The sequence below is a fragment of the Streptomyces poonensis genome (assembly GCF_014650915.1).
Classification (GTDB): Bacteria; Actinomycetota; Actinomycetes; order Streptomycetales; family Streptomycetaceae; genus Streptomyces; species Streptomyces poonensis.
The window spans coordinates 629,543-655,763 of the sequence record NZ_BMVW01000002.1 but is presented as its reverse complement, the minus strand read 5'-3'; the positions used below and the strand labels follow the sequence as shown (position 1 = coordinate 655,763).

General features: G+C 72.1%; 21 protein-coding genes and 1 pseudogene. 15 read left to right on the top strand and 7 right to left on the bottom strand.

Annotation, left to right across the window (positions count from 1 at the left end):
- Positions 1-66 precede the first annotated feature (66 nt).
- The 5 genes and pseudogenes from kdpB (at position 67) to IE242_RS09745 (ending at position 5,592) form a co-directional block, all read left to right on the top strand.
- Entirely contained in the window at positions 67-2,169 is a 2,103-nt protein-coding gene (gene kdpB, locus IE242_RS09765; RefSeq protein ID WP_189857376.1) for a potassium-transporting ATPase subunit KdpB, read from the top strand.
- Positions 2,170-2,174: 5 nt separating this feature from the next.
- The gene (locus IE242_RS09760; RefSeq protein ID WP_189857374.1) at positions 2,175-2,843 is read left to right on the top strand and encodes a potassium-transporting ATPase subunit C; all 669 of its coding nucleotides are present in this window, start codon (positions 2,175-2,177) and stop codon (positions 2,841-2,843) included.
- A 244-nt stretch (positions 2,844-3,087) separates the two neighbouring features.
- Positions 3,088-3,444, top strand: coding sequence for an SAV_915 family protein (locus IE242_RS09755; protein ID WP_189857372.1), 357 nt, complete (start codon positions 3,088-3,090; stop codon positions 3,442-3,444).
- Positions 3,445-3,458: 14 nt separating this feature from the next.
- Entirely contained in the window at positions 3,459-4,793 is a 1,335-nt protein-coding gene (lysA, locus tag IE242_RS09750; protein ID WP_189857370.1) for a diaminopimelate decarboxylase, read from the top strand.
- A gap of 334 nt (positions 4,794-5,127) precedes the next feature.
- A pseudogene (locus IE242_RS09745) lies at positions 5,128-5,592 on the top strand (anthrone oxygenase family protein).
- Between the two features lie 476 nt (positions 5,593-6,068).
- Here IE242_RS09745 and IE242_RS09740 read toward each other — a convergent pair.
- Positions 6,069-6,524 (bottom strand): tellurite resistance TerB family protein, encoded by a 456-nt coding sequence (locus tag IE242_RS09740; protein ID WP_189857368.1) that lies wholly within the window; start codon positions 6,522-6,524, stop codon positions 6,069-6,071.
- 221 nt (positions 6,525-6,745) lie between these two features.
- On the opposite strand from IE242_RS09740, the gene IE242_RS09735 reads away from it, so the two are divergent.
- A complete protein-coding gene (locus tag IE242_RS09735) occupies positions 6,746-7,672 on the top strand; it encodes an ion transporter (protein ID WP_189857366.1) in 927 nt (308 codons plus the stop codon).
- Positions 7,673-7,866: 194 nt separating this feature from the next.
- Here the strand turns inward: IE242_RS09735 and IE242_RS09730 are convergent, their stop codons facing one another.
- Positions 7,867-8,703 carry a LysR family substrate-binding domain-containing protein gene (locus IE242_RS09730; RefSeq protein ID WP_189857364.1) on the bottom strand — a complete coding sequence of 279 codons (837 nt, stop codon included), beginning with the start codon at positions 8,701-8,703 and terminating at the stop codon, positions 7,867-7,869.
- Between the two features lie 58 nt (positions 8,704-8,761).
- Here IE242_RS09730 and IE242_RS09725 point away from each other — a divergent pair, with 58 nt between their 5' ends.
- From IE242_RS09725 to IE242_RS09715, 3 genes are all read left to right on the top strand, one after another.
- Complete coding sequence (locus IE242_RS09725; protein ID WP_189857362.1) at positions 8,762-9,172, top strand: DUF5997 family protein; 411 nt, start codon at positions 8,762-8,764, stop codon at positions 9,170-9,172.
- Positions 9,173-9,917: 745 nt separating this feature from the next.
- Positions 9,918-11,108, top strand: coding sequence for a 4-hydroxybenzoate 3-monooxygenase (locus tag IE242_RS09720; protein ID WP_189857361.1), 1,191 nt, complete (start codon positions 9,918-9,920; stop codon positions 11,106-11,108).
- 169 nt (positions 11,109-11,277) lie between these two features.
- The gene (locus IE242_RS09715; RefSeq protein ID WP_229858574.1) at positions 11,278-12,702 is read left to right on the top strand and encodes an FAD-dependent oxidoreductase; all 1,425 of its coding nucleotides are present in this window, start codon (positions 11,278-11,280) and stop codon (positions 12,700-12,702) included.
- A gap of 362 nt (positions 12,703-13,064) precedes the next feature.
- Here the strand turns inward: IE242_RS09715 and IE242_RS09710 are convergent, their stop codons facing one another.
- The 3 genes from IE242_RS09710 to IE242_RS09700 all read right to left on the bottom strand — a co-directional run bounded on the left by IE242_RS09710 (position 13,065) and on the right by IE242_RS09700 (position 14,374).
- A complete protein-coding gene (locus IE242_RS09710; RefSeq protein ID WP_189857360.1) occupies positions 13,065-13,409 on the bottom strand; it encodes a DUF8129 domain-containing protein in 345 nt (114 codons plus the stop codon).
- Between the two features lie 158 nt (positions 13,410-13,567).
- Positions 13,568-13,933: a DUF6479 family protein gene (locus IE242_RS09705; protein WP_189857359.1), complete on the bottom strand. Its 366-nt coding sequence runs from the start codon at positions 13,931-13,933 to the stop codon at positions 13,568-13,570.
- A 36-nt stretch (positions 13,934-13,969) separates the two neighbouring features.
- Positions 13,970-14,374, bottom strand: a complete 405-nt coding sequence (locus tag IE242_RS09700; RefSeq protein WP_189857358.1) for a ChaB family protein — start codon at positions 14,372-14,374, stop codon at positions 13,970-13,972.
- Between the two features lie 113 nt (positions 14,375-14,487).
- Between IE242_RS09700 and IE242_RS09695 the strand changes: the two genes are divergently transcribed.
- The 4 genes from IE242_RS09695 (at position 14,488) to IE242_RS09680 (ending at position 19,542) form a co-directional block, all read left to right on the top strand.
- Entirely contained in the window at positions 14,488-14,865 is a 378-nt protein-coding gene (locus IE242_RS09695; RefSeq protein ID WP_189857357.1) for a four-helix bundle copper-binding protein, read from the top strand.
- Between the two features lie 331 nt (positions 14,866-15,196).
- The gene (locus IE242_RS09690; protein WP_189857356.1) at positions 15,197-17,470 is read left to right on the top strand and encodes a serine/threonine-protein kinase; all 2,274 of its coding nucleotides are present in this window, start codon (positions 15,197-15,199) and stop codon (positions 17,468-17,470) included.
- 88 nt (positions 17,471-17,558) lie between these two features.
- Positions 17,559-19,163, top strand: a complete 1,605-nt coding sequence (locus tag IE242_RS09685) for a phytoene desaturase family protein (protein WP_189857355.1) — start codon at positions 17,559-17,561, stop codon at positions 19,161-19,163.
- Between the two features lie 187 nt (positions 19,164-19,350).
- Positions 19,351-19,542 carry a DUF2795 domain-containing protein gene (locus IE242_RS09680; RefSeq protein WP_189857354.1) on the top strand — a complete coding sequence of 64 codons (192 nt, stop codon included), beginning with the start codon at positions 19,351-19,353 and terminating at the stop codon, positions 19,540-19,542.
- Positions 19,543-19,663: 121 nt separating this feature from the next.
- Here IE242_RS09680 and IE242_RS09675 read toward each other — a convergent pair whose 3' ends face one another.
- Entirely contained in the window at positions 19,664-22,087 is a 2,424-nt protein-coding gene (locus IE242_RS09675) for a penicillin acylase family protein (RefSeq protein WP_189857353.1), read from the bottom strand.
- Between the two features lie 204 nt (positions 22,088-22,291).
- Between IE242_RS09675 and IE242_RS09670 the strand changes: the two genes are divergently transcribed.
- A complete protein-coding gene (locus IE242_RS09670; protein ID WP_189857352.1) occupies positions 22,292-23,806 on the top strand; it encodes an acyl-CoA synthetase in 1,515 nt (504 codons plus the stop codon).
- A 154-nt stretch (positions 23,807-23,960) separates the two neighbouring features.
- The gene (locus IE242_RS09665; RefSeq protein WP_189857351.1) at positions 23,961-24,773 is read left to right on the top strand and encodes an SAM-dependent methyltransferase; all 813 of its coding nucleotides are present in this window, start codon (positions 23,961-23,963) and stop codon (positions 24,771-24,773) included.
- Positions 24,774-24,921: 148 nt separating this feature from the next.
- Here IE242_RS09665 and paaK read toward each other — a convergent pair whose 3' ends face one another.
- Positions 24,922-26,217: a phenylacetate--CoA ligase PaaK gene (paaK, locus tag IE242_RS09660; protein WP_189857350.1), complete on the bottom strand. Its 1,296-nt coding sequence runs from the start codon at positions 26,215-26,217 to the stop codon at positions 24,922-24,924.
- Between the last annotated feature and the right edge of the window lie 4 nt (positions 26,218-26,221).

The window sequence follows — 26,221 nt, the reverse complement described above, 5'->3', positions numbered from 1 at the left end:
AAGACCCGTACAGAAACCCGTACAGAAACCCGTACAGAAACCCGTACAGCGAACCAAGAGGACCCGATGTCCACAGCCACTCCCACCCGGGCGCCGCACAGCGATGTGCCCACCGGGCACAAGCCCGCCGAGGGCCGTGTCGGCGCGGGCCTCTTCGACCCGGCACTGCTGATCAAGTCGCTGCCGGACGCCTTCCGTAAGCTCGACCCGCGGGTGATGGTCAAGTCGCCCGTGATGTTCGTGGTGTGGATCGGGTCCGTACTGACCACGGTGTTCTCCTTCACGGACCCGGCCGACTGGTTCGGCTGGACCATCAGCGCCTGGCTCTGGCTGACCGTCGTCTTCGCCAACCTGGCGGAGGCGGTCGCCGAGGGCCGGGGCAAGGCCCAGGCCGACACCCTGCGCAAGGCCAAGACGGACATGGTCGCCCGCCGGCTCGTGGGCGACACCGAAGAACACGTTCCCGGCACCGAACTCAGGATCGGCGACTTGGTGGTCTGCGAGGCCAGGGACGTCATCCCCGGCGACGGCGACGTCGTCGAGGGTGTGGCCAGCGTCGACGAGTCGGCGATCACGGGCGAGTCCGCGCCCGTCATCCGGGAGTCCGGCGGCGACCGCTCGGCCGTCACCGGCGGGACGAAGGTCCTCTCCGACCGCATCGTCGTCAGGATCACGACAAAGCCCGGCGAGACCTTCATCGACCGGATGATCAACCTGGTCGAGGGCGCGGCCCGGCAGAAGACGCCCAACGAGATAGCCCTGAACATCCTGCTGGCGTCGCTCACCATCGTCTTCCTGCTCGCCTGCGCCACCCTGCCGCCCCTTGCGCACTACGCCGGTACCGATCTGACGACGGTCGTGCTGGTGGCGTTGCTGGTCTGCCTGATCCCCACCACGATCGGCGCGCTGCTGTCGGCGATCGGCATCGCGGGCATGGACCGCCTGGTGCAGCGCAACGTCCTGGCCATGTCGGGCCGTGCGGTCGAGGCCGCCGGCGACGTGTCCACGCTGCTGCTCGACAAGACCGGCACCATCACCCTGGGCAACCGCCAGGCCGCCGAGTTCGTGCCGGTGAGCGGCATCACCGGGGCCGAGGTGGCGGATGCCGCCCAGCTCTCCTCGCTGGCCGACGAGACGCCCGAGGGCCGCTCGATCGTTGTTCTGGCGAAGGAGAGGTACGGGCTGCGTGAGCGGCACCAGGGCGAGCTGACCGGTGCCGAGTGGATCGAGTTCACCGCCCGGACCCGGATGTCGGGCGTGGACGTCGACGGCAGGAGGATCCGCAAGGGCGCGACCGCCTCGGTCGTCGCCTGGGTCGAGGAGCGGGGCGGCACGGTCGCCGGGGACGCGGACCGGATCGCCCACCGGATCTCCGAGGCGGGCGGCACCCCGCTGCTCGTGGCGGTCCAGGACGGCGAGGGCGCCCGCGTCCTCGGTGTCATCCACCTGAAGGACGTGGTCAAGGAGGGCATGCGGGAGCGGTTCGAGGAACTGCGCCGCATGGGCATCAAGACCGTCATGATCACGGGTGACAACCCGCTGACGGCGAAGGCGATCGCCGAGGAGGCCGGCGTCGACGACTTCCTCGCCGAGGCCACCCCCGAGGACAAGATGGCGCTCATCAAGCGCGAGCAGGCCGGCGGCAAGCTGGTGGCGATGACCGGTGACGGGACGAACGACGCGCCCGCGCTGGCCCAGGCGGACGTCGGCGTGGCGATGAACACGGGCACGTCGGCCGCCAAGGAGGCCGGCAACATGGTCGACCTCGACTCCGACCCGACCAAGCTCATCGAGATCGTCGAGATCGGCAAGCAACTCCTCATCACACGGGGCGCGTTGACGACGTTCTCCATCGCCAACGACGTAGCGAAGTACTTCGCGATCATCCCGGCCCTGTTCGCGGCGGTCTACCCGGGCCTGGACAAGCTCAACATCATGGGCCTGTCCTCGCCGGACTCCGCGATCCTGTCCGCGGTCGTCTTCAACGCGCTGGTCATCATCGCGCTGGTGCCGCTGTCCCTGAAGGGCGTGCGGTACCGGCCGGTGAGCGCGGACAGGATGCTGCGGCGCAACCTCGCCGTCTACGGCCTCGGCGGCCTGATCGCGCCCTTCATCGGCATCAAGGTCGTCGACCTGCTTCTCTCCCTCATCATCCCCGGAATCGGCTGACTGCGATGAACAACTCCGTGACCAACACCGCCCGGTTGCTCGGGGCGGGCCTGCGCGCCCTCCTCGTACTGACCCTGGTGACCGGCGTCATCTATCCACTCGTCGTCACCGGCGTCGCCCAGGGGCTGTTCTCCGACCAGGCCACCGGCTCCGAGACCGAGGCGGACGGCCGGGTCGTCGGCTCGTCCCTGATCGGGCAGTCCTACAACCTGCCGCTGAAGGGGGGTCAGGAGACCCCGGACGCGGACTTGAAGTGGTTCCAGGGCCGTCCGCAGAACGGCCTCGGTGCCAACAGTGTCAACACCCGGTACGAGCTCATCCTGTCGGGCGCGACCAACCGGTCCGGCGACAACGAAGAGCTGGTCCAGTGGGTGACGGATGCCAAGGCCGCCGTCATCGAGGACAACTCCGTTCCCGGGTACACGGTCGAGCCGTCCGACGTCCCCGCCGACGCGGTGACCTCCTCCGGATCCGGCCTGGATCCGCACATCTCCCCGCAGTACGCGGACATCCAGGTGCACCGGGTCGCCGAGAGGAACGGCCTGCCCGTCGCCGAGGTGGAGAAGCTCGTCGACGAGCACACCGAGGGCCGTACGCTCGGCTTCATGGGCGAGCCGCGGGTGAACGTCCTGGAACTCAACATCGCGCTCGAGGACCTCGTGGCGACGAGGTGACGGTCGTACGCGCCGCCCCAGACCTTCTGGAGGAGGTGCCGGGCCAGCAGCTCCCACCAGGCGCGTCAGCATCCCGTCAAGGCCGTCAGGATCACCGTCAGCGTCCCGTCAGGACGGATCCGGACCCCATGAACACCGGGCATACCGTCGACGGCGGGCCCCGGTCCGCCTCCCCGCGTCCGGGGCCTTTAGAAGCCCGGATCCGCGCGCTTCCTGCGCCCCCTCATCCCCTCGGAAGGCACCCATGACAGAGCTCCTGTACGGCGACGACCCCGAACCCTCCGATCGGTTCCCGGCCGGACCTCTGTACGTCCCGGTCCGGCCGGGCCCCTCCGGGTGTGCGGCCCGGCTCTTCCGCACACCGCTCGGTGACCGCACGGCCGTCGGCTTCACCTCCGAGCGCAGGCTGACCGCCACGCTCGGCCCGGACCAGGCGTGGATCCGCCTCGCCGCGCCGGCCCTGCGCGCACTGACCGCCCCGCTCGGCATCACCACCGTCACGGTCGACCCGCAGTTCACCGCCCCGGCTCCCGCGCCGGTCACGGCGGTCACCTCGACGAGCCCCGCATCGGCACCGGCCCCTGCGCTGCGGTCCGCCTGAGAGAGGCAGAGACGATGACCACGCTGCACGAACCTCCCGCCCCCACCACGGCCGCCGAGCTGTCGGTGTGGCCCGCCTCGGCCACCGAGCCCCGGCCGGGTGCCCTGGCCGTGGGCGGCGTACCGCTCACCGAGATCGCCGACCGCTTCGGCACCCCCGTCTACGTCCTGGACGAGGCCGAGGTCCGCGACCGCTGCCGCACCTACCGGACCGCCTTCCCCGACGCCGAAGTGCTCTACGCGGCCAAAGCGTTCCTGTGCCGGGCCATGGCCCGCTGGACGGCCGAGGAGGGCCTCGGCCTCGACGTCTGCTCGGCCGGCGAGCTCGAACTCGCCGTCACCGCCGGCTTCCCGCCGGAGCGGATCGTGCTGCACGGCAACGCCAAGTCCCCCCGCGACCTGGACACCGCCCTGCGCCTGGGCGTCGGCCGGATCGTCATCGACAGCCCCTCGGAGGTCGCGCGGCTGGCCGCCGCCGTCGGCCCGGGCGGGCACCAGAAGGTGATGGTCCGGGTGGTGCCCGGCATCGGCGCGGGCGGCCACGAGAAGATCCGCACCGGCACGGACGACCAGAAGTCCGGCCTGTCGATCACCGACGGATACGCCCAGCACGCCATCGCCCGCATCCTCGACCAGCCGCAGCTGCGACTCACCGGCCTGCACTGCCACCTGGGCTCCCAGATCACCGGCGTCAGGCCGTACCTCGTCGCCGTACGCCGCCTGGTCGGCCTCATGACCCGCCTGCACGAGCAGCACGGCCTGGTCCTGCCCGAACTCGACCTCGGCGGCGGCCACGGCATCGCCTACCGCCCCGGCGAGCAGGCCCTGGACCTGACGGCACTGGCCCGCAAGGTCCGCACCGAACTCGCGGACGCGTGCACGGCGGCCGGCCTGCCGGTACCCCGCCTGATCATCGAACCGGGCCGGGCGATCGTGGGTCCCGCCGGGATCGCCCTGTACCACGTCCTGTCCGTGAAGCAGACGGGCGACCACGTCTTCGTAGCGGTCGACGGCGGTATGAGCGACAATCCGCGCCCCGCCCTGTACGGCGTCCGGTACGCGCCCCGCCTGATCGGCCGGCACAGCACCGCGGAAGGAACTCGGGTCACTGTGGTGGGCCGGCACTGCGAGGCGGGTGACGTGCTCGCCGCCGACGTGGAACTCCCCGCCGACGTACGCCCCGGCGACCTGCTCGCCGTACCCGTGGCCGGTGCCTACCACCTGTCGATGGCCTCCGGCTACAACCTGGTCGGACGCCCGCCCGTGGCCGCCGTACGCGACGGACTCGCCCGCCTGCTCGTCCGCCGGGAGTCCATCGAGGACATCAGAAGCCGCGATGTGGGCCTGTGACCGCCCGGCACCTCGTACCACGCCGAGGGGTGGGACGACCGCACCTGCCCGAGACGGACGCAGCCTCCGATATCCCAGCCCTCATCCAGAGCACGGTCAACGCCTCGTCCCCGGCATGGCAGCGACTCGACACACTCATGCGCGCGCAAGGCGACGCGTGACTCGGCGTGCACGAACGCACGGTCCCGGCTGCGCGCGGAAATCAGTCGGCGCACGCCGCGAACCACAGGGCGAACGGCGCCTGACGCGGCACTGGAAGTGCCCGAGCTCCTTGGGGGAGTAGCTGTAGGAGGGTTCTCCGTCTGCTGGTCGGGGTCGGCACAGGGAGAGCGTCATGCTCAGCGCACTCGAGGTGTTCACCACCGTGGTCGTCGGCGTGATGGTGGGGGTGGAGTTCTCCGTCGCCTTCGTCATCATCATCAACCCGATCCTCAACGGACTCCCCGGTGACAGTGGCCGACTCGGCCGCGCCCACGGGGGGCCGGATGCTCGGCGCCGTGATGCCGGTCTGGTACATCACTGCACTCGTCCTCGTCGCGGTCCGGGCCATCGCCGGACGGCACCAGCGCGGCACCAGCACGGCACCGGCCTGGTCGTCACCGCCGGCGCGCTGCTGATCCTCAGCATGATCATGTCGCTTCTGCTGCTCGTCCCGATCAACAACCGGGGCAAGACGTGGACCACCGAGAACCGGCCCGAGGACTGGAAGGAGCAGATGAACCGCTGGGACCGCTTCCACTACGTCCGCGTCGCCGTCATCATCGCCGCCCTCGCCCTGCTGGTCGCCGCCCTCGCCTGAGCCCGCGGGCCGACACCGCGCTGGTGGCGCACGATCTCCACTCCCTGGACGGCAGCGACGGACGAGTCACATCGCGCTGGCGAATGGCATAGGGGCGACGTTCACGGCGTGCACGAGGGATGACTGGTCTTCTGCGGCTTCACTCGGGGCCGGCGACACGAGCCGGCGCAGAGCTCAGGTGTCCAGCAGACCGCGCAGCCACTGCGCGCTGGTTCCCTCGGCGCGGCGCGGATCACTCCGGACGACGTCCTGGTGAACCGCGAACCGCAGGCCCTGCCTCCGGCGGAGGCGGCGCCGTTCCGGTGCGGCTCGGCCCGCGTGACCCGGCCCGGTCGGCGTGGCCCGGCTCGGGCCGGGGATCGTCGTCCGCTACGTCCACGGCCCGCGGGTGTGCCTGCGCGGACATGGTGAGGCCTGCTCGGTGCCGGGCCGGAGCCGTCACCGGCGTCCGCCCGGCACGGGCGTCGTGGGGCGGGTCAGAGGTCGAACTCGTGCGGCGGCAGATCGAGCGCGAAGCACGCCTCGCGGACGACGGCCTGCTCGGTCTTGTCGAAGTCGCCGTCGGCGCCGCCGATGACGATGCCGATCTGGATCACGGCGCGGGCCTCGGCGGGCTTCTTCTTCGCCTTGGCGATCTCCTGCAGGACGCTGACCTTGCCGAAGTCGAAGTCGGCGGTGAGCTTGTCCAGGTTGTTCTCGAAGCGCCGTTGCAGGTCCATGGCGTCGAAGTTCTGCAGCACCTCGTTGGTGGCGATCAGCTGGGCCACGCGCCGCCGCTCGGCCGGGTCGATCGTGCCGTCGGCGGCGGCGACCAGGGCGCACATCGCCATGCCGGCGTCACGGAAGGCGCCGCTCTTGAGGTCGTTCTTCTTCGCCGCCAGCTGGGTCTGCATCGTCGATGCGGACTCCTTGATGCGGTCCCAGAGGGCCATGAGGACTCCATACGTGTCAGAGGTGGACCGGAGACCGAGCCGTTGCGGACATCGGTCTTCTACATGATTGTAGAAGTTACCAGTGGGGGTGGAGAAACGAGGCAACGACCGCAGAGCCCGAGTTCACCCCTCGGACACCGTCCGGGAGTGCGTACTCACTAAGATCCACTTCCGGCGGGGGCGCTCCATGACATGCCGGTGAGGGAACTGAGAACAACCCGATGACGCACGACGGAACCACCCGCTTAACCCCCCGCCAGATCGTGGCCGCACGCTGCCGCGCCGTGACCGAGGCCCGCTGGTTCGCCGTCGGCGCCTTCGCGCTCATCCTCGCCAACGCCGCCGTCCTCGGCATCGAGACGTACGCGGGGGTGCTGCACCGCTGGCACGACGAGCTGAAGCTGGTCGAGCACGGCTTCCTGGCCGCGTTCACCGCCGAGATACTCCTGCGGGCCGGCGCCCACGCCGACCGGCCGCGGGACTTCTTCCGCGATCCGTGGAACCTCTTCGACCTCGCCGTGGTCCTGTGCGCCTTCCTGCCGGTCGTACGGGAGAACGCCACCGTGCTGCGGCTGCTGCGACTGGCCCGCGTGCTGCGCGCGGCCCGTTTCCTGCCCCAACTGCGCATCGTTCTGGTGGCGGTGGTCCACAGCCTGCCCGGCACGGTGAGCTTCCTGCTGGTGGGCGCGCTGCTGCTGTACGTGTACGCGATGGTCGGCTGGGTCTTCTTCGCCGACGCCGACCCCGGGCACTACGGCTCCATCGGCCGCGCCGTGCTCACCCTCTTCCTCCTGATGACCCTGGACGGCCTCGGTGACATCGTCCGCGACGGTCTGGCGATCTCCCGCTGGAGCATCCTCTACTACGCCTCCTATGTCCTGCTCGCCTCCTTCGTCCTGGTCAACGTCCTCATCGGAGTGGTCATCACGTCGCTCGAGGAGGCCCGGGAGCTGGAGCGGGAAGAGAAGGACGAGCCCGGCCCGCCGACCACCGGCACGGCCGGCGCCTCCGAACGGGACGTGCGTGACCGCATCGCCGCGGCGCGACGGGCCCTGGACGAGCTGGAGGAGAGCCTCGAACGACTTCCCGCGCCCCTGACACACACGACGGAAGCGACTACTGCTCCAGTCGGTTCGGGGCACACCTGACAGCAGGCGACCCTGCGGTGAGAGGCCGGCTCGGCGCCGTACGGCCGGCCGCAGTGTCGCGGCCGAAGGCGACACGGAGACGACGCGCATGCCGCGGCCCTGCGGCTCCGGCTCCGGCTCCGCAGGGTGCCGCTCGCGAGCGTGCGGGCGAGCGGGTCGGTGAGCGGCCCGCGGCCCGTGGAGGTCCCCCCGGCCTACGACCGTCGCCGCGGCTTGCCGCGCCGGCCGCTCCCGGTCCCGCCGGACCTGCCCGACCCGCCGGATCGGCCCGAACCGCCGGACTTGCCTGACCCGCCCGACCTGCCGGATCCACCGGACGTGCTCCGCCGGTTCTGCCCGGCAGACCTGTCGCCCGCCGGCTTCCGCTGCGCGGTGCCGCTCGACGCGGGGCGCTTGGCCTTGGGCTGTGCGGGGGGCTGCTGCCGTCCCCGTGTGCTGTTGACGGTCCGGCCCCGGACGATGCCGATGAAGTCCTCCACCAGGTCGGTGGTGGCGTCCTCCGGCCACGACAGGACCACGTCCGACTGGGGGGCGTCCGTGACCGGCCGGTAGGTCAGGTCCTTGCGGTGGTGCAGGCGGGCGAGGGACTGCGGCACCACCAGCAGCCCGATGCCCGCCGCCACCAGCTCCACGGCGTCGGCGGTGGTGGCGGGGCGCTCGAACGCGGGCCGGCCCGGCGGACGCTCCCAGCCCAGTACGTCGTCCAGGGGGTGCAGCAGGATGTCGTCGGCGAGGTCCTCGGTGGACACCTCGTCGGCCGCCGCCACGAGATGGTCCTTGGGGACCACGACGACCGTGGTCTCCGTGTAGAGCGGGATCGCGCTGAGGACCGTACGGTCGACCGGCAGCCGGACCAGACCCACGTCGGCACCGCCGTCCCGCAGCACGCCGCCCGCCTCGGCGGCGGACACGGAGAGGAGGTGCAGAGGTACGTCGGGCAGCCGCTCGTTCCAGATCCGCACCCATTTACTGGGTGTCACTCCCGGGACATACGCGAGCCGGAACGAAGGGGACACTTCCGAGCCTGTCACCCCGCCAGGTTACCGGGCGTGGTCGGGACTGGTTCACATGCTCGATACCCTTGACACCATGACGTCGCACCAGACCGCCCAGACGATGAAGCCCGCGACCGCGGCGAAGAAGCTGGGTGTGTACCTCGAAGCCACCCCCGCCGAGTTCCGGGAGGGTGTCGTCTCGCGCGCCGAACTGAACGCGCTGCAGGCCGACCCGCCCGAGTGGCTGCGTGAGCTGCGAAGCAACGGTCCGCACCCCCGCCCGGTGGTGGCGGCGAAGCTGGGCGTCTCCATCGCGGGTCTCGCCCGCGGCGGTGTCACCGAGCCGCTCACCACGGAGCAGATCGACGCGCTGAAGCAGGACGACCCCGAGTGGCTGCGGCGGGAGCGGGCCACCCAGGCCGAGGTACGCAAGGAAGCGGTCCGGATCAAGGAGAAGAAGCGGCAGAAGGAGCAGAAGGAGCAGGACGCCGAGCGGGGCGAGTAGTCACGCGCCGCGCCGGACGCGCGTGCGTCCGGCAGTCGTGCCCGCTCGTCCGGGCAGCCATGAGTCACTGGTCACCGGCCGCCGGTCGCCGTCCGCCAGTCATCGAAACGCCGTCGCCCGCTCGGTGAGTACTGAGCCCCGAGTCTCGTGCCTGTGCCCTGTGCCCTGTGCCCTGTGCCCTTGCCGGGCGTGGCGTGGCGACCACCTCGCGCCGACCGGCGAGCCGCCGGCGCCCTTTCTGTCATCCCTCTGGTGTCATCCCTGGATGAACCACCTAGGTGACCCACCTCGGTGATGTGCGGTGCCACGTACCCGCCTCACAGCTTGTCCGGCGCCGTCGCGCGCACCCCGTCTGCTGCCCGCCCCGGGCGCCGGTTCCCCGTCGGCCCGTCCATCACGGTGGGAAACGGTCACTATGGAGCGGAGCGGGCAGCCAGCCGTGCCATGACCGCCGACGGGGGGACGAGATGACCGTTGACACCGGGCGAGCGGCGGCGCAGACTCACCTCATCACAGTGAAGATAATTTCACCAGGCGAACGAATGGTGGTGGACGGGCGCTCGGGTGGACCGAGCCGCAGCACCACGGCCGCAGCCGCAGCCGGAGCCACAACCGGAGCCACAACCGGAGCCGGGTGAAGAGGTCAGCACCAGCGAGCCCACACGAGAAGCCGCACCGGCCCGTGTCCCCGGCCGATGGCCGACCGGGGACACGGGCCCGTCCTCGACGACGAGGAGAACAGTTCATGCACACGACCGTCGGCATCATCGGCGGTGGCCCCTCCGGGCTGCTGCTCGCCCGCCTGCTGCGCCGCGCGGGAATCGACAGCGTGGTCCTGGAACGCCGCGACCGCGCCTATGTGGAGCAGCGTCAGCGCGCGGGCATCCTGGAGCAGGCGACGGTGGACGTGCTGCGGGCGGCCGGCGCGGGAGAGCGGCTGGACCGGGAGGGCATGCCCCACGACGGCATCGAGCTGCGCTTCGGCGGGCGCGGCCACCGCGTCGACTTCCCCGAGCTGACCGGCGGCCGCCGGGTGTGGGTCTACGCCCAGACCGAGGTCGTCAAGGACCTCATCGCCCTGCATCTCGACGACGGCGCACCGCTGCTCTTCGAGGCCGAGGTGCACGCGATCGAGGGCGTCGACACCGACCGTCCCGTGATCCGCTACACCCACGAGGGCCGTGAGCAGACCCTGACCTGTGACTACGTGGTCGGCTGCGACGGCTTCCACGGGGTGGCCCGGAACGCGGTCCCCGAGAGCGCGAAACGGACGTACGAGCGGACGTACCCGTACTCCTGGCTGGGCATCCTCGCCGACGCCCCGCCCGTCTTCGAGGAGCTGATCTACGCCCACTCCGAGCGGGGCTTCGCCCTGGCCAGCATGCGCTCCGAGTCCGTCAGCCGGCTCTACCTCCAGGTCCCGAACGGCACCGACCCCGCCGACTGGTCCGACGAGCGGATCTGGGACGAGCTGGACGCCCGGCTCGCCCTCGACGCGAACCCGGCCTGGCGCCTCAAGCGCGGCACCGTCACCGCCAAGTCGGTGCTGCCGATGCGCAGCCACGTCACCGAGCCGATGCGGTACGGACGGCTCTTCCTGGCCGGGGACGCCGCGCACATCGTCCCGCCGACCGGCGCCAAGGGGCTCAACCTGGCGGCCGCCGACGTCATCGTCCTGGCCCGGGCGTTCGCGCACCTCAAGGACACCGGCTCGGCCGAACTGCTGGAGGAGTACTCCGCGACCTGCCTGCGCCGCGTGTGGCGGGCCGAGCACTTCTCGTACTTCATGACGACCACCCTGCACACGGACCCCGAGCAGTCCCCCTTCGAGACCCAGCTCCAGCTCTCGCAGCTCGACCGGATCGCCACCTCCCGGCACGCGGCCGCCGAACTGGCGGAGAACTACACCGGGCTGCCGTTCGACGCGGCCCTCTGAGAGGCGAGGGAGGCGACCGCCCGCATGGCCCGCGCGGGCGGTCGACCGTGCCTCCGTCGAACAACTGCAAATTCGAACAACTGAAAACAAGTCAACCGTTCGCATCGATACGGCAGACTGGCGCCGCTTGGACGACTGATCGATCAAAGAACCAAGGGGCGGAATCGTCGTGGACTTCGAGCGGAGAGCGGGCGGCCGGGACCACGGCCGGCCGGGCGGACGGCACGCGGTCGTCGTCGGGGGAAGCATCGCGGGGCTGCTCGCGGCGCACGTCCTCGCCGGGCAGGCGGACCGGGTGACGGTCGTCGAGCGCGACCGGCTCCCGGAGGGGCCCGGGCCGCGGCCCGGGGTGCCGCAGGGCCGGCACCCGCACGTTCTGCTCGAAGGCGGGCAGCGGGCCCTGGACGCGCTGCTGCCGGGGTTCACGGACGAGCTGCGGGCGGCGGGCGCACCCCGGGTCGGGATGCCGGGCGACATGGTGCAGTGGCAGGCCGGACGCTGGTTCCGGCGGTCGCCGTCGTCGACGTACATCCACACCGGTTCACGGGCGCAGATCGAGGACCTGGTGCGCCGGCGGGTCCTCGCCCACCCAGCGATCACCGTGGTGGAGTCGACGGACGTCGTGGGCCTGCTGGGGGACGCCTCCCGGGTGCGCGGTGTCCTGCTGCGCGAGCGCGGCGAGGGAACCCGCGCGGCGGCACGGCCGCTCGAGGCCGACCTTGTGGTGGACGCGTCCGGGCGCGGCACGAAGGCCTCGCAGTGGCTCACCGCGATCGGGGCGGAGGCGCCGCACGAGGAGACCATCGACACCGGGCTCGCGTACGCGTCACGGGTGTACCGCGCCGTGACCGGCACTCTGGGCGGTGACGCCCTGGGCTACAACATCGTGCCCGGCCCGGCGCAGCCCTACGGATGTGTCGTCCTGCCCCTGGAGGACGGTACGTATCTCCTCACGTTCTCGGGGCTGCGCGGGGACGAACCGCCCACCGATGAGGAGGAGTTCGTGGCGTACGCGAAGCGGCTGCCGCATCCGTTCGTCCACCGGTGGATGCGCGAGGCCGCCGAACCGCTGTCGCCGGTGTCCGGCTTCCGCAGGACCGCCGACGTACGGCGCCGCTACGACCTGCCCGGCCGCCGTCCCGCCGGGTTCCTCGCGACCGGTGACGCCCTGTGCACGTTCAACCCGATCTACGGGCAGGGCATGACCGTCGCCGCGCAGAGCGCGGTCGCCCTGCGGGACGCGCTCGCCGACGGGCGCCGCCCACCGACCACCCGCCGGGTGCAGCAGGCCCTTCTCGCGGCGTCCCGGCAGGCGTGGGACATATCCGCGGGGGCGGACAAGCAGATGCCGGGGGCCGTCGGCAACGCGGTGGCCACGCGGGCCGTGGACCGGGCCACGGCCTGGTACCTGCGCCGGGTGCAGGAGCGGGTCTCCGGCAACCCCGTGGTGGGCGCAGCCTTCCGTTCGGTCGTCTCGCTGGTCTCGCCGGCCACTGTGCTGTTCGCCCCGAGGGTGGCTCGTGCCGTGCTCTTCGGCCCGCCCGCCCCGGCGCCCGCCGGGCCGCCGCTGACGCGGGATGCGCGGGGCGCCTGACCGGAGCGGCGACCGCGTGGGGGCTGCACGGGGAACGGGCCCACACAGCGGGGCGCACATGGCAGGGCCGCACATGGCAGGGCCGCACATGGAGGGGCCGCACATGGCAGGGCCGTACACGGAGGGGCCGCACATGGAGGGGCCGCACATGGCAGGGCCGTACACGGAGACCCCGCACATGGCAGGGCCGTACCCGGAGAGCCGCACTAGCCGAGGCGCACACCAGCGGGGTCGCACATGGCCGGGGTCGCTGTGGTTGCCGTCGAGTCCCGCAGGGGAGCGGCCGGACACTCCTGGTGCCGGTGCGCGCCGGACGCGCACCGGCACCAGGATGTCCGGGAAGTACCGCCGGGGGAGTGGACCTAGGTCCGGTCGCCCTTGGGCTTGCCCGGCTGGTCCGGGGTGCCGTGCGGCGGTGGGTTGTGCGGCTGCGGCGAGGTCGCCGGGGTCACGGGGGAGCCCCCGCTCCCTCGGCCCACCTCCGGGCGCAGGGCGGTCGGGTCGCCGGATGTCGGTTGCGCCCCCGCGCGCAGCTGCTCCAGCCGGGCCGTCAGCACCTGAACCGCCGGAAGACGGTCGGCGTGCCGGCGTTCGTACGCCAGCAACTCCTCCACCTCCCCAGCGGTGAGCGAGCGGACGCGGCTCTCCACGCTGCCGATCGGCAGCTGGTCGTAGTCGGGCAGCGGCAGGGTGCTGCGGTCGGCCATGGCTGTCTCTCCTTGCGTCAGGCCTGGTGGATCGGTCGGACATGAGGCCCCAGAGGTCCGCGGCCGTGCCCGGTGGACCGTCCGTGCCGGACCGTCCACCGGGCACGGCCGCCCTCGACATGTCGGGCGGCACACACCGCCACGCGGTGCCGCGCCGGTCAGTGCGCGCCCAGTCCTCCGCTGCCGAAGGAACCGCTGCCGCCGTTGCTCCAGCGGTGCCGCGGCTTCCCCGGGCTGGGCCGGGACGAGGCGTTGCCGAACCCGTGCAGGTCGTGGGGGAGGGTCCGGGTGTCGCTCTGCGGCATCTCATCGGGCTCGCGGCACACGGTCTCCTCGTACACGGGCCCGCCGTCGGGCATCCTGGGCTGCTCCTCCGGCCGGGGCCTCGGCAGCTCACGGCGCCAGATCCGCCTGCCCATGAAGAGGGCGCCGATCAGCACCGCCACCACGACCACACCGGCCACAAGGGGACCAATGCCAACCAAATGGTCTCGCGCGGCGAAATCGATCCATTCTGTGCTCATGTGACGCGAGTACCCCCGGGTCAACCGTCGAACCAGTCACTTCTCGCGGGCCCGGCGCGTCCGGGAGCGGTTCGCCTTGCGGAGCGCGTCGAGCAGCTCGGGCTTCGTCATCCGCGACCGCCCGTCGATGCCGAGCTGCCGGGCGAGGTCGTAGAGGTGCTGCTTCGACGCGTCCTCGTCGACGCCCTCGCCGCTGCGTCCGCCCTGCTGCCGGGGGCGTGCGGACCGGGGATCCGAGGGGCCCCGGCGGCTGCCCTCCTTGCGTTCCCAGTGGTCACCGACCTTCTCGTACATGTGCTTGAGCGCACCGAAGGCGACACGGTGCGCCCGCTCGCCTTCGCCGTAGGACTCGACGGCCGAGTCGTGCGCCTTGATCCAGGTGCGCTGGGCGTCCTCCGACGAGCGCTCCAGGGTCGAGGGCAGTTCCTGTCGTCCGGGCATGAATCACTCACCTCCTGCACCGGGGACGGTGTGACGGGTGCCCGGCGGTACGTCGGGAAAACGGATGCGGCGACGGCCGGTTTGGTGTAGGGCGCCACGGCTACCCGGCTCACGTGACATCGACGACTTCCCAGCAGGAACTCTTCCGTTTCCTCGAGGACCGCTTCGCATGTGCGCAGGCGTGCACCGAATGCGCGCGGGCATGCGCTCTGCGTGCCAGTCTCGTGGATCCGGACGGGTCCGCCGACCAGGAACGGGTACGGCGCAAGGGCATCATGTGCGCGGAGGTGTGCGACGCGACGTGCCGCGTGCTCTCCGAACAGGCGGGGCAGGACGAGGCCACCCTCCGGGTACAGGTGGAGTGGTGCCGCACCGTGTGTCTCGAGACCGCGCACGCCTTCGACGACCACCCCGGAGCGGAGGACAGCGCCAAGGCGTGCCGTGAGTGCGCCCAGGCATGCAGCGACTTCCTCGCGACACTCGACGCCTGAACGCTGACCGAACGCTGCCGCTCGGTGCGGTTGCGTTGCGCCCGGATGTGTGCCGCGCACATCGTTCCTGGGCCGGGCCGCCATGCGCACCGCACACAGGCTCCGACACCGTGTGCGCCCGCCCATGTGATGCCGCACATGGCATGCCGTCCTGCTGAACCTGCCGTACGCCCTCCCCTGGCTCGCTCCCGGCCAGGGGAGCGCGGCACACCGGTGACCACCGTGCCCGCTGAGCCGTACGGTCCCGATCGGTCCCGTACAAAGCCGGACCATAGCCCGCCATACTGGACGGGCTGGGGCGGGGCCGGACACACCGGGGGGCGGTCAGGCGATGGCGGACTCCAGACTGATCCAGGGCCGTTACCGGTTGCTCGACCGGATCGGGCGTGGCGGCATGGGCGAGGTGTGGCGCGCGAAGGACGAGTCCCTGGGGCGGCACGTCGCCGTGAAGTGCCTCAAGCCCCTGAACGACCGCGACCGGACCGGGCACACCTTCGCCCGGGTGCTCAGGGAGCGGTTCCGCCGCGAGGCCCGGGTGGCCGCGGCGCTCCAGCACCGCGGGGTCACCGTCGTCCACGACTTCGGCGAGGCGGACGGCGTGCTGTACCTCGTGATGGAGCTGCTGGAGGGCCGGAACCTGAGCCAGCTCCTGGAGGACAACCGGGGTCATCCCCTGGCTGTGGCCGATGTCGTCGACATCGCCGGCCAGGGCGCCGCGGCCCTCGCCTACACCCACCGGCAGGGCATAGTGCACCGCGACCTGAAGCCCGCCAACATCATGCGGCTCACCGACGGCACGGTGAAGATATGCGACTTCGGCATCGCCCGGCTCGGCCGCGACATCGGCCTCACCTCCCGGCTCACCGGCACCGGCATCGCCATGGGCACCCCGCACTACATGTCCCCCGAGCAGATCGGCGGCGACCGGATCGACCACCGCAGCGACCTGTACTCGTTCGGGTGCGTGCTGTACGAGATCGCCACCGGGGTGCCGCCCTTCGACCTCGACGACGCGTGGGCCGTCCTGGTCGGCCACCGGGACACCCCGCCCGACCCGCCGCGCCACCACCGGGCCGAGCTGCCCGGGTACGTGGAGCGGATCATCCTCGACCTGCTCGCCAAGGAGCCGGACGACCGTCCGCAGGACGCGGGCGAGCTGGGGCACCGGCTGGAGGCGGGCCGCGCCGTTTCCGGCCATGTGCCGACCGTCGTGTCGTACCCCGCGGCGCGCGCGCTGCCCGCGGCACCCGCGCTCCGCCCGCGCCCCGGCCGGGGCCCGTCCCGGGAGCCCGGTATGCCGTCGTGGACCCGGGGCATGACCACCGGCCACAAGGCGGCCGGCGCCGGACTGCGCATCACCCCGCCGGACCCCTCGGCGGGGCTCAGCGGCGAGTGGATCGCCCGCCCCGTCACCGGCCCCGCCGAGGAGCCCGTGGTTCCCCAACGGCCCGCCCCGTCACCGGAGGTGCTCGCGGGCCTGGCCGGACGGCACGACGCGGGCCTCAGCCTGGGCCGCCTCGGCCGCTGGACGGAGGCGGGCGAGGTGCACCGCGCGGTCGCCGCCGAACGGGAGCACGTCCTCGGCCCCGACCACCCCGACACCCTCGCCAGCCACTACGAGGTCGGCTTCAGCCTCAGCCGCACCGGCCACCCCGCCGACGCCCTGCGCGAGTACGAACACGTCGCCCGCGCGCGGGAGCGCGTTCTCGGCCCCGAGCATCCCGACACGCTGGCGGCCCGCCAGGAGACGGCGTACGCCCTCGGCCGCCTGGGCCGTCACTTGGAGGCGCACCAGGCGTACACCTCCGTCCTGGCCGTGCGGATGCGCGTCATGGGCCCCGACCATCCCGACACCCTGCGCTGCCGCCACAACCTCGCCTTCAACCTCGGCCGGCTGGGCCGGCTGGAGGACTCCTGCGCGATGGCGTCCGACGTGGCGGCCGCCCGCGCGCGGGTGCTCGGCCCGGCACACCCCGACACACTCGTCACCCGGTACGAGGTCGCCTACCTGCTGGGCCAGTCGGGCCGCTGGCACGAGGCGCTCAGCACGTACCAGGAGGTCGCCGAGGCCCGCGCCCAGGCCCTCGGCCGCGGCCATCCCGACACCCTCGCCGCCCGCTACGAGGTGGGCATCAGCCTCGGCCGGCTCGGCCGCAGCGCGGAGGCCCTGACGCTCTACCGCGCCCTCGCCGACGACCGCACCCGCGTCCACGGGCCCGCGCACCCGGAGACCCTGCGCGCCCGCCACGGCCTGGGCGTCAACCTCGGGCGGCTCGGCCGCTGGGAGGAGGTCCTCGCCGAGGCCCGCGACGTGTGCGCGATCCGCGAGCGGGCCCTCGGCCCCGACCACCCGGACACCCTGGTCAGCCGGCGTGAGGTCGCCGTGTCGCTCGGCTGGCTCGGCCGCTGGGCCGAGGCCCTCCTCGAGTACCGGCACGTGGCCGACGCCCGGACACGCGTCCTCGGCGCCGGCCACCCCGACGCGCTCGCCAGCCGCGATGACGAGGCCCACTGCCTGGAACAGCTCGGCCGCGGCCAGGAGGCCGTGGAGCTCTACCGGAAGGTGGCGGTGCTGCGGCAGCAGGGGGCCGCGGACGGTCGCTGAGGAGGCGGTCGCCGCGTCCGCCCGGCCCGGCATCGGCTCCGCAGCCGGCCCTCTGGCCGGTCACGATCGGCGCGTGTTACGAAGGGCCATGCCAGCGCCCAGGGGACACCGCTCGTACGACTCCTACGACTCCTACGACGTTGTGATTGTCGGCGGCGGCCACAACGGGCTGGTCGCCGCCGCCTATCTCGCCCGCGCGGGCCGCACCGTACTCGTGCTGGAACGGCTGGACGCCACCGGGGGCGCCGCCGTGTCCACGCGGCCCTTCCCCGGAGTCGACGCACGGCTGTCGCGCTACTCGTACCTGGTCAGCCTGCTGCCCCGGAAGATCGTGCGGGAGCTCGGCCTGGACTTCCGGCTCCGGCAGCGCACGGTCTCCTCGTACACGCCCGCGATGCGCGACGGGCGCCCCACCGGTCTGCTCGTCGGCGGCGGCGAGCGGCGCACCCGGGAGGCGTTCGCGCGGCTGACCGGATCGGACCGGGAGTACGAGGCCTGGCGGCGTTTCTACGGGACGACGGGCCGGGTCGCCCGGCGGGTGTTCCCGACGCTCACGCAGCCGCTGCCCACCCGCGAGGAGCTGCGGACACGCGTCGACGACGAGGACGCCTGGCGCATGCTCTTCGAGGAGCCCGTCGGCGTGGCGATCGAGGAGCACTTCGCCGACGACCTGGTCCGCGGTGTCGTTCTCACCGACGCCCTGATCGGCACGTTCGCCGATGCCCACGACCCGGCCCTGCCGCAGAACCGCTGCTTCCTCTACCACGTGATCGGCGGCGGGACGGGCGCCTGGGACGTACCCGTCGGCGGCATGGGCGCCCTCACGGACGCGCTGGCCGCGGCCGCGCGCGGCGCGGGCGCCGTGCTCGCCACCGGCCACGAGGCGGTGCGCGTCGCCACCGACGGGCGGACCGCCGAGGTCACGTACCGCACGGCGGCCGGCGAGGGCACCGTAGCCGCCCGGCACGTACTGGTCGGCGCCTCCCCCCGCGAGCTGGCCGCCCTGACCGGCGACGAGCCGCCCGCTCCCGCCGAGGGGGCCCAGCTCAAGGTGAACATGCTGCTCACGCGGCTGCCGAAGCTGCGCGACACCTCCGTGGACCCGCGCGAGGCCTTCTCCGGCACCTTCCACATCGCCGAGGGGTACGAGCAGCTGGCGGCCGCCCACGTCCAGGCGGCGGGCGGGCGGCTGCCGAAGGAGCCGCCCTCCGAGATCTACTGCCACTCCCTCACCGACCCGGGCATCCTCGGCCCGGACCTCGTCGAGCGGGGCCACCACACGCTCACCCTGTTCGGACTGCACACCCCCGCCCGCCTGTTCGCGCGCGACCACGACCGCACCCGCGAGGAGCTGCTGAGGGCCACCCTCGCCCAGCTGGACGCGCACCTCGCCGAGCCGATCGCCGGATGCCTGGCCACCGACGCCGACGGCCGCCCCTGCATCGAGGCGAAGACCCCGCTCGACCTGGACCGCGAGCTGCGGCTGCCCGGCGGCAACATCTTCCACCGCGAGCTCTCCTGGCCGTACGCCCAGGAGGGCACCGGCCGCTGGGGCGTCGAGACCCGGCACGCGAACGTGCTGCTGTGCGGTGCGGGCGCGGTGCGCGGCGGCGCGGTCAGCGGGGTGCCCGGCCACAACGCGGCCATGGCGGTGCTGGAGGCGACCGGAGCGGGCCCGGTCTCACGGCCCTGATGTCCGGGCTGTCCTCCGGGCTGTCCTCCGGGCTGTCTTCCAGGCCGTCCGCTGGGCCGTCTCCCGGGCCTTCCGCCGGCTCGCCGCATATTTCATATCAGACGGGGTACGGCGTTATGTCCAGGTATTACCGATATGCCGTGTCGCTCGCTGGAGCGCGCGGCCGGTGCTCCACAGGGAGAACTTCATGGCCGAGCTCAGCCCCATCGATGTACAGAAGGCCCTCAAGGGCATGGACTACCCGACGGACAAGAAGTCGCTGGTGGACTGTGCCCGCAAGAACAAGGCCGACGACAAGGTCGTCAGCCGTCTCGACGGCCTGAAGAAGGACAGCTTCGACGGCCCGAACGAGGTGACGAAGGCCGTCTTCAACGAGTAACGGCCGATTCCTCCGGCGCGGGCACCCGGTCCGCCGGAACGGGAGCGCGGTGCCGCCGAACGGACGACGGCACCGCACCCACCCGTTGTCACCCACCCGTCTCTCCGGACGGCCGGCGGCCTCAGCGGTGTTCGGCCACGCGGACCACCCTCAGCTTCGGCGAGGACAGGATCTCCTTCTCGCAGAAGCGCGAGGTCACCCACTTCTCACCCGAGAACAGCCGGGTCTGGTCGCTGGAGTACGGCGACTCCGGATTCGAGGACTGGGAGTACGTCAGCAGGGTGCGGGCCACGGGGCAGCGCCCGCCGTCCCAGCCCACCGCCTGGATGTAGCTGGAGCCGTGGACCACCTCCGGGTAGCCGCCGCCGGACGCGTTCCACGGTGCCTGGATCATGTTCCACACACCGAGCGTGTCCGCGCCGCCCGGCACGGGGATGCGCTGCCCGCCCCGTACGACGAACTGGTGGTCACCCCACTCCGCGTCGAGCGCCATGCCCGCCGCGCGCAGCTCCGTCACGGTGTCGGCGAGCGCGGTGGCGACGCCGGGCGCGTCCGTGTTCAGCGTGTTCGGGGTGCGCACCGGGTCCGCCGCCGAGAACGGCACCTTCCACAGCTGCGCCACCGGCACCGACTGCGTCAGCTTCCGCCAGAACCGGTCGAACAGCAGCGCGCCCCGGCTGTCGGTGTCGGTGGTGCGGTCCCATGCCTTCAGCACGCCGCACGCCTCGCTCACGTCGACCGGCGTGCCGTCGCTTCCCGCGGCCGTGCCGCCCGGCAGCGCGACGCACGCCCGCACCAGGTCGTCGGCCACGAGGTCACCCGCCGGCACCCGGTTCGCGAACTGCTGGCGCTGCAGGTCCCGTACGGTCAGACCGCCCCGTTCGGCCATCGCCGACACGTCCTCCAGGGCGCCGCGCGTGCGCAGGCTCGGCGGGGTGCCGACCGTGCCGAAGATCCGCTCGTAGCCCGTGATCGGCCGGTCGGCGTTGGTCAGCCACGCGGTCCCGTTGGAGTTCTCCGCGTACGGGGCGTCCTTGAGCGTGGGCATCCGTGAGGGTCCGAAGATCCCCGGCTGCACGGCGTCCGGGTCCTCGCCGAGCGCGCAGTCGCCGCGCGAGCCGTCCAGGATCGCGATGCCGGCCGCCGGGTACGTCGTCCGGCCCAGCGCGGTCGAGCAGCGCTCCGCCAGCTCGTCGGTGATGCGGGGCAGCACCTGCGACTGCGTGAACAGGGAGTGCCCCGAGGAGTCCGCGGCGATCGTGTTCACCCACGGGATGCCCTGATGCCGCTTCAGGGCCTTCAGGACGTCGCCCGTGCTGCGGGCCTTGCTGAAGGCCAGCCCGGTGTCGGCGAAGCGCATGTTCTTCGCGTTCGGGTCGTGCAGCGCGTACGCCGTCGTGGTGGTCCACGGCAGCGGAGTCCGCGGGTCGAGCGAGGTGACCAGGGGGCCGTAGCGGGTCCACCACTGGGTACGGGTCACCGGCGCCCCGTCCTTGACCGGGACGGTCACGGTGCGCTTCGTCATCCGCTCGCGCTTCCCGTCCACCAGGTACACCGTCGGATCGTCCGGAGCCAGCGTCAGCTGGTGGAAGTTGGCCGGGACGCCGGTGGAGACGGTGTGGCTCCAGGCCACGTGCGCGTTGTGGCCGATGGAGATCGTCGGCGTGCCGAGCAGGGAGCCGCCCATCACGTTCAGCTCGCCGGGGATCGTCTGCTGCGACTGCCAGAACCGGCGCCCGCCCTGCCACGGGTAGTGCGGGTTGCCGAGCAGCAGGCCCCGGCCGTTCGCCGTCGTGGCACCGCTGAAGGCGACCGCGTTGGAGCCCATGTCCGCGTTTCTGGGGTCTTCGGTCCCGTACAGCTCGCGCGCGGCCCGCGACACGGCCTCCGCGTCGGCGGTACGGGGCGCGGAGGCGGCCCCGGCGGGCGGCTGCGCGTCGGTGATCGTGTTGACGAACCGCCCCTCCCCGGCGATCACGGCGATGGCGTAGCCGCGGGTCGCCACGTCGAGCGCGGTGACCGGCCGCACCCAGGCGGCGCCCTCGCAGGCGGGATCCGTGATCCTGTTCTGCCGCAGCCAGGCGTTGTAACCGGCCGCCCAGCCGCGCATCAGGTCCCGGACCTCACGGCTCGGACCCACCGGCGCGGGCTCGGCGAGCAGCTTCTCCACCGTGCGGGACTCACGCACCCCGCGGAAGTACAGGTCGCTGCTGAGGTTGCCGGCGGCGGAGGAGAGCGAGCCGTCGGGTGCCGCGTCGGCCCCGAAGTGCCGCGACCGCTCACCGCGCAGGGTGACGAAACCGTCGGCGAGCGTGCACACCTGGTCGGCGGCCTGCGCCCAGCCCTCGCCGAAGCCGAGGCTCGCGTAGTCCCTCGCGAGGATGTGCGGAATGCCGTACTCGGTGTAGCGGATGGTGGCGGACAGGCCGCCGTACGAGGGGTTCTCCCGACGGTCCCGGTCCCCGGCCGCGGCGGCCGGCAGGGATGCGACGGCGGTGAACAGGGCGGCGGCCACGACGACGAGTCGTCTCAGGCGGGTACGCAAACGAGCCTCCCAACATCTTTGGCGGAAAAGGTGGTTGAGCGTAACGCCGGACACATTCTGATGTCCGTGTGCACGTCCGAGAGGCGTGGTGGTTGATCCTGATCACGCCATATACGGCCGTTCCCCGCCCGCACCGGATGCTTGACCGCGCTCGCACCGGCGCACGAGGATCACGTCAGGGCGGCAGGACGTGGAGGAGCGGGCATGACGGTGGCGGCCGGACACGAAGTGACGGTGGACGGAGTCCTGCGGCGCAGCGCCCGGCGGACCCCCGCCCGCGTCGCCCTCCACTACGGGACACGCTCCTGGACGTACGCCGAACTGGACGACGCCGTCTCGCGCGCGGCACAGGCCCTGCGCGCCACCGGACTCGCCCCCGGCGACCGCGTCGGCGCCTACGGCCACAACTCGGACGCGTACCTGATCGCCTTCCTCGCCTGCGCGCGGGCCGGGCTGGTCCACGTCCCCGTCAACCAGAACCTGACCGGCGACGACCTGGCGTACCTCCTCGGCCAGTCCGGCAGCGCGCTCGTCCTCACCGACCCGGACCTGGCCGGCCGGCTGCCCGCCGGAACACGCGCCCTGGCCCTGCGCGACACCGAGGACTCCCTGCTCACCCGGCTCGCCACGACGGAACCGTACGAGGGGGAGGAGCCGCGCGCCGAGGATCTGGCGCAGCTGCTGTACACCTCGGGCACCACCGCCCTGCCCAAGGGCGCGATGATGACGCACCGCGCGCTGGTGCACGAGTACCTGAGCGCGATCACCGCCCTCGACCTCCAGGCGGGCGACCGGCCCGTGCACTCGCTCCCGCTCTACCACTCGGCGCAGATGCATGTCTTCCTGCTGCCGTACCTGGCCGTGGGCGCCGAGAACGTCGTCCTGGACGCGCCCGACGGCGACACGATCCTCGACCTGATCGAGGCGGGCCGCGCGGACAGTCTGTTCGCCCCGCCGACTGTGTGGATCGGGCTGTCGAACCGTCCCGATTTCGCCGGCCGCGACCTGAGCGGGCTGCGCAAGGCGTACTACGGAGCGTCGATCATGCCCGTGCCCGTGCTGGAACGGCTCAAGGAGCACCTGCCGAAGCTGGCCTTCTACAACTGTTTCGGGCAGAGCGAGATCGGCCCCCTCGCACTGGTCCTGGGACCGTACGAGCACAAGGGGCGCATGGACTCCTGCGGGCGGCCGGTGCTGTTCGTCGAGGCCCGGGTCGTCGACGAGGTGGGCGCGGACGTGCCCGACGGGCAGCCGGGCGAGATCGTCTACCGCTCCCCGCAGCTGTGCCAGGGCTACTGGGACAAGCCGGAGGAGACCGCCGAGGCCTTCCGCGACGGCTGGTTCCACTCCGGTGACCTGGCGGTACGGGACGCCGAGGGGTACTTCACGGTCGTCGACCGGGTGAAGGACGTCATCAACTCCGGTGGTGTACTGGTCGCCTCGCGCCAGGTGGAGGACGCCCTCTACACCCACGAGCGGGTCGCCGAGGTGGCCGTGATCGGGCTGCCGGACGACAAGTGGATCGAGGCGATCACCGCCGTGGTCGTCCCGCGCGGGGACGTCACCGAGGCCGAACTGGTCACCCACGCGCGCGAGAAGCTCTCCGGCTTCAAGGCGCCCAAGCGGGTCCTGTTCGTGGACGAACTGCCGCGCAACGCGAGCGGCAAGATCCTGAAGCGGGAGCTGAGGGACCGGTTCGCGGGGGCCGCCGGGGCCTGAGAACCCGGCCGTAACGGAAGAGGCTTAGGATCACCCCGGTGACGACCGGTGCTCCTGGTGTCTGGTGCGAACTGGTGTAACTGGTGTGCCCGCAACGGGTGTTGCACACGGGGTCGTCCCGACCGTGCACGCATCTGCTGAGGAGACGGGCCCCATGACCGACCAAGCGATGAGCCCCGAGGCGGCGGCGAGGCAGAGGATCGACACCACGGTGCCGCACTCGGCCCGCATCTGGAACTACTGGCTGGGCGGCAAGGACAACTACCCGGTGGACGAGGAGGCCGGCGACGCCTACACCGCCGTCTTCCCGGGCATCGTGACCATCGCCCGCAGCAGCCGGGCCTTCCTCGGCCGCAGCATCCGCCACCTGGTCCAGGAGGCCGGCGTCCGTCAGTTCCTGGACGTCGGGACGGGCCTGCCGACCGAGGACAACACCCACGAGGTCGCCCAGCGGTACGCGCCCGAGTCCCGGATCGTCTACGTCGACAACGACCCGATGGTCCTCGCCCACGCCCGCGCCCTGCTCTACTCCTCTCCCGAGGGCGCGACGTCCTACGTGGACGCCGACGTGTTCGACACGGACGGCATCCTGGAGGCCGCCGCCCGGACGCTGGACCTCGACCGGCCCGTCGCCCTCATCCTCAGCGGCATCCTCGGCCACATCGAGGACTACGACGGCGCCCGCGCGCTCGTGAGCCGGCTGATGGACGGCCTGCCGTCGGGCAGCCACCTGTGCGTCAACGACGGCTCGCGCGGCACGGACCCCGACTACGAGCAGGCCCAGGACGCGTACAACGAGACGGGCGCGGCCGGGTACTTCCTGCGGCCCGTGGAGCAGATCGCGGCGTTCTTCGACGGCCTGGAGCTCGTGGAGCCCGGCATCGTCTCGGTACCGCTGTGGCGCCCGGAGCCCGGCACCGACCCGAAACCGATCGGCCAGCACGGCGGGGTGGGACGCAAGCCCTGACCGATGTCGACGGCACGGCGGCCGGGACCTGCCCGAGGCGGGCGGGCCCCGGCCGCGGCGCGCGGGGACGCGACGGCGCGCCACGGAACCGCACCCCGTGCCTCACCGGGACGGCGTCCAGCGCCTCACCGGAACCGCACCCCGTGCCTCACCGGGACCGCAGATCCACGATCCGCTTGATCTTCCCCACCGACCGCTCCAGTGACTCCGGCTCGACGATCTCCACGGCCACCGAGACGCCGATGCCGTCCTTCACGGCCGCCACGATGGCCCGGGCCGCCGCGTCCCTGACCTCCGGCGTGGCCCCGGGGCGTGCCTCGGCCCGGACGGTGAGCGCGTCGAGACGGCCCTCACGGGTGAGGCGCAGCTGGAAGTGCGGGGCGACACCGGGAGTGCGCAGCACGATCTCCTCGATCTGGGTGGGGAAGAGGTTCACCCCGCGCAGGATCACCATGTCGTCGCTGCGCCCGGTGACCTTCTCCATCCGGCGGAACGTACGGGCCGTGCCGGGCAGCAGCCGCGTCAGGTCCCGCGTCCGGTACCGGATCACGGGCATCGCCTCCTTGGTCAGCGAGGTGAACACGAGCTCGCCCCGCTCACCGTCGGGCAGCACCTCGCCCGTCACCGGATCCACGACCTCGGGGAAGAAGTGGTCCTCCCAGATGTGCAGCCCGTCCTTCGTCTCCACGCACTCCTGGGCGACCCCCGGGCCGACGACCTCCGACAGCCCGTATATGTCGACCGCGTCGATCCCGCACCGCTCCTCGATCTCCCGCCGCATCCCCTCGGTCCACGGCTCGGCCCCGAAGATCCCCACCCGCAGCGACGTGCCGCGCGGATCGACCCCCTGCCGCTCGAACTCGTCGAGCAGCGTCAGCATGTACGAGGGCGTCACCATGATGATCCGCGGCCGCAGATCCTGGATCAGCCGAACCTGACGGGCCGTCATGCCGCCGGACGCGGGCACGACGGTGCACCCGAGCCGCTCGGCCCCGTAGTGTGCGCCGAGCCCACCGGTGAACAGCCCATAGCCGTACGCCACATGGATGGTGTCGCCCGGGCGCCCGCCCGCCGCACGGATCGAACGGGCCACCATGTCGGACCACATGGAAAGGTCGTTCTCCGTGTAGCCGACGACCGTGGGCTGCCCGGTCGTCCCGCTCGACGCGTGGATGCGCCGAATCCGCTCCCGCTCCACGGCGAACATCCCGTACGGATAGTTCGCCCGCAGATCCGCCTTCGTGGTGAACGGGAACCGGGCGAGATCGGCGAGCTCCCGGCAGTCCTCGGGGCGGAGCCCCGCCTTGTCGAACGCCTCCCGGTAGAAGGGCACGTTCGTGTAGGCATGGGTGAGCGACGCCCGCAACCGCTCCCGTTGCAGGGCCCGCAGCTCCCGCGCGCCGAGCCGTTCCCCCATGTCCAGCAGCCCCGTCGCATCCGCCATCGGA

Bases quoted from the DNA above. Each gene is read 5' to 3' on its own strand.
- kdpB (WP_189857376.1), top strand. From the start codon at position 67: ATGTCCACAGCCACTCCCACCCGGGCGCCGCACAGCGATGTGCCCACC.
- IE242_RS09760 (WP_189857374.1), top strand. From the start codon at position 2,175: ATGAACAACTCCGTGACCAACACCGCCCGGTTGCTCGGGGCGGGCCTG.
- IE242_RS09755 (WP_189857372.1), top strand. From the start codon at position 3,088: ATGACAGAGCTCCTGTACGGCGACGACCCCGAACCCTCCGATCGGTTC.
- lysA (WP_189857370.1), top strand. From the start codon at position 3,459: ATGACCACGCTGCACGAACCTCCCGCCCCCACCACGGCCGCCGAGCTG.
- IE242_RS09740 (WP_189857368.1), bottom strand. From the start codon at position 6,524: ATGGCCCTCTGGGACCGCATCAAGGAGTCCGCATCGACGATGCAGACC.
- IE242_RS09735 (WP_189857366.1), top strand. From the start codon at position 6,746: ATGACGCACGACGGAACCACCCGCTTAACCCCCCGCCAGATCGTGGCC.
- IE242_RS09725 (WP_189857362.1), top strand. From the start codon at position 8,762: ATGACGTCGCACCAGACCGCCCAGACGATGAAGCCCGCGACCGCGGCG.
- IE242_RS09720 (WP_189857361.1), top strand. From the start codon at position 9,918: ATGCACACGACCGTCGGCATCATCGGCGGTGGCCCCTCCGGGCTGCTG.
- IE242_RS09710 (WP_189857360.1), bottom strand. From the start codon at position 13,409: ATGGCCGACCGCAGCACCCTGCCGCTGCCCGACTACGACCAGCTGCCG.
- IE242_RS09705 (WP_189857359.1), bottom strand. From the start codon at position 13,933: ATGAGCACAGAATGGATCGATTTCGCCGCGCGAGACCATTTGGTTGGC.
- IE242_RS09700 (WP_189857358.1), bottom strand. From the start codon at position 14,374: ATGCCCGGACGACAGGAACTGCCCTCGACCCTGGAGCGCTCGTCGGAG.
- IE242_RS09690 (WP_189857356.1), top strand. From the start codon at position 15,197: ATGGCGGACTCCAGACTGATCCAGGGCCGTTACCGGTTGCTCGACCGG.
- IE242_RS09685 (WP_189857355.1), top strand. From the start codon at position 17,559: ATGCCAGCGCCCAGGGGACACCGCTCGTACGACTCCTACGACTCCTAC.
- IE242_RS09680 (WP_189857354.1), top strand. From the start codon at position 19,351: ATGGCCGAGCTCAGCCCCATCGATGTACAGAAGGCCCTCAAGGGCATG.
- IE242_RS09670 (WP_189857352.1), top strand. From the start codon at position 22,292: ATGACGGTGGCGGCCGGACACGAAGTGACGGTGGACGGAGTCCTGCGG.
- IE242_RS09665 (WP_189857351.1), top strand. From the start codon at position 23,961: ATGACCGACCAAGCGATGAGCCCCGAGGCGGCGGCGAGGCAGAGGATC.
- paaK (WP_189857350.1), bottom strand. From the start codon at position 26,217: ATGGCGGATGCGACGGGGCTGCTGGACATGGGGGAACGGCTCGGCGCG.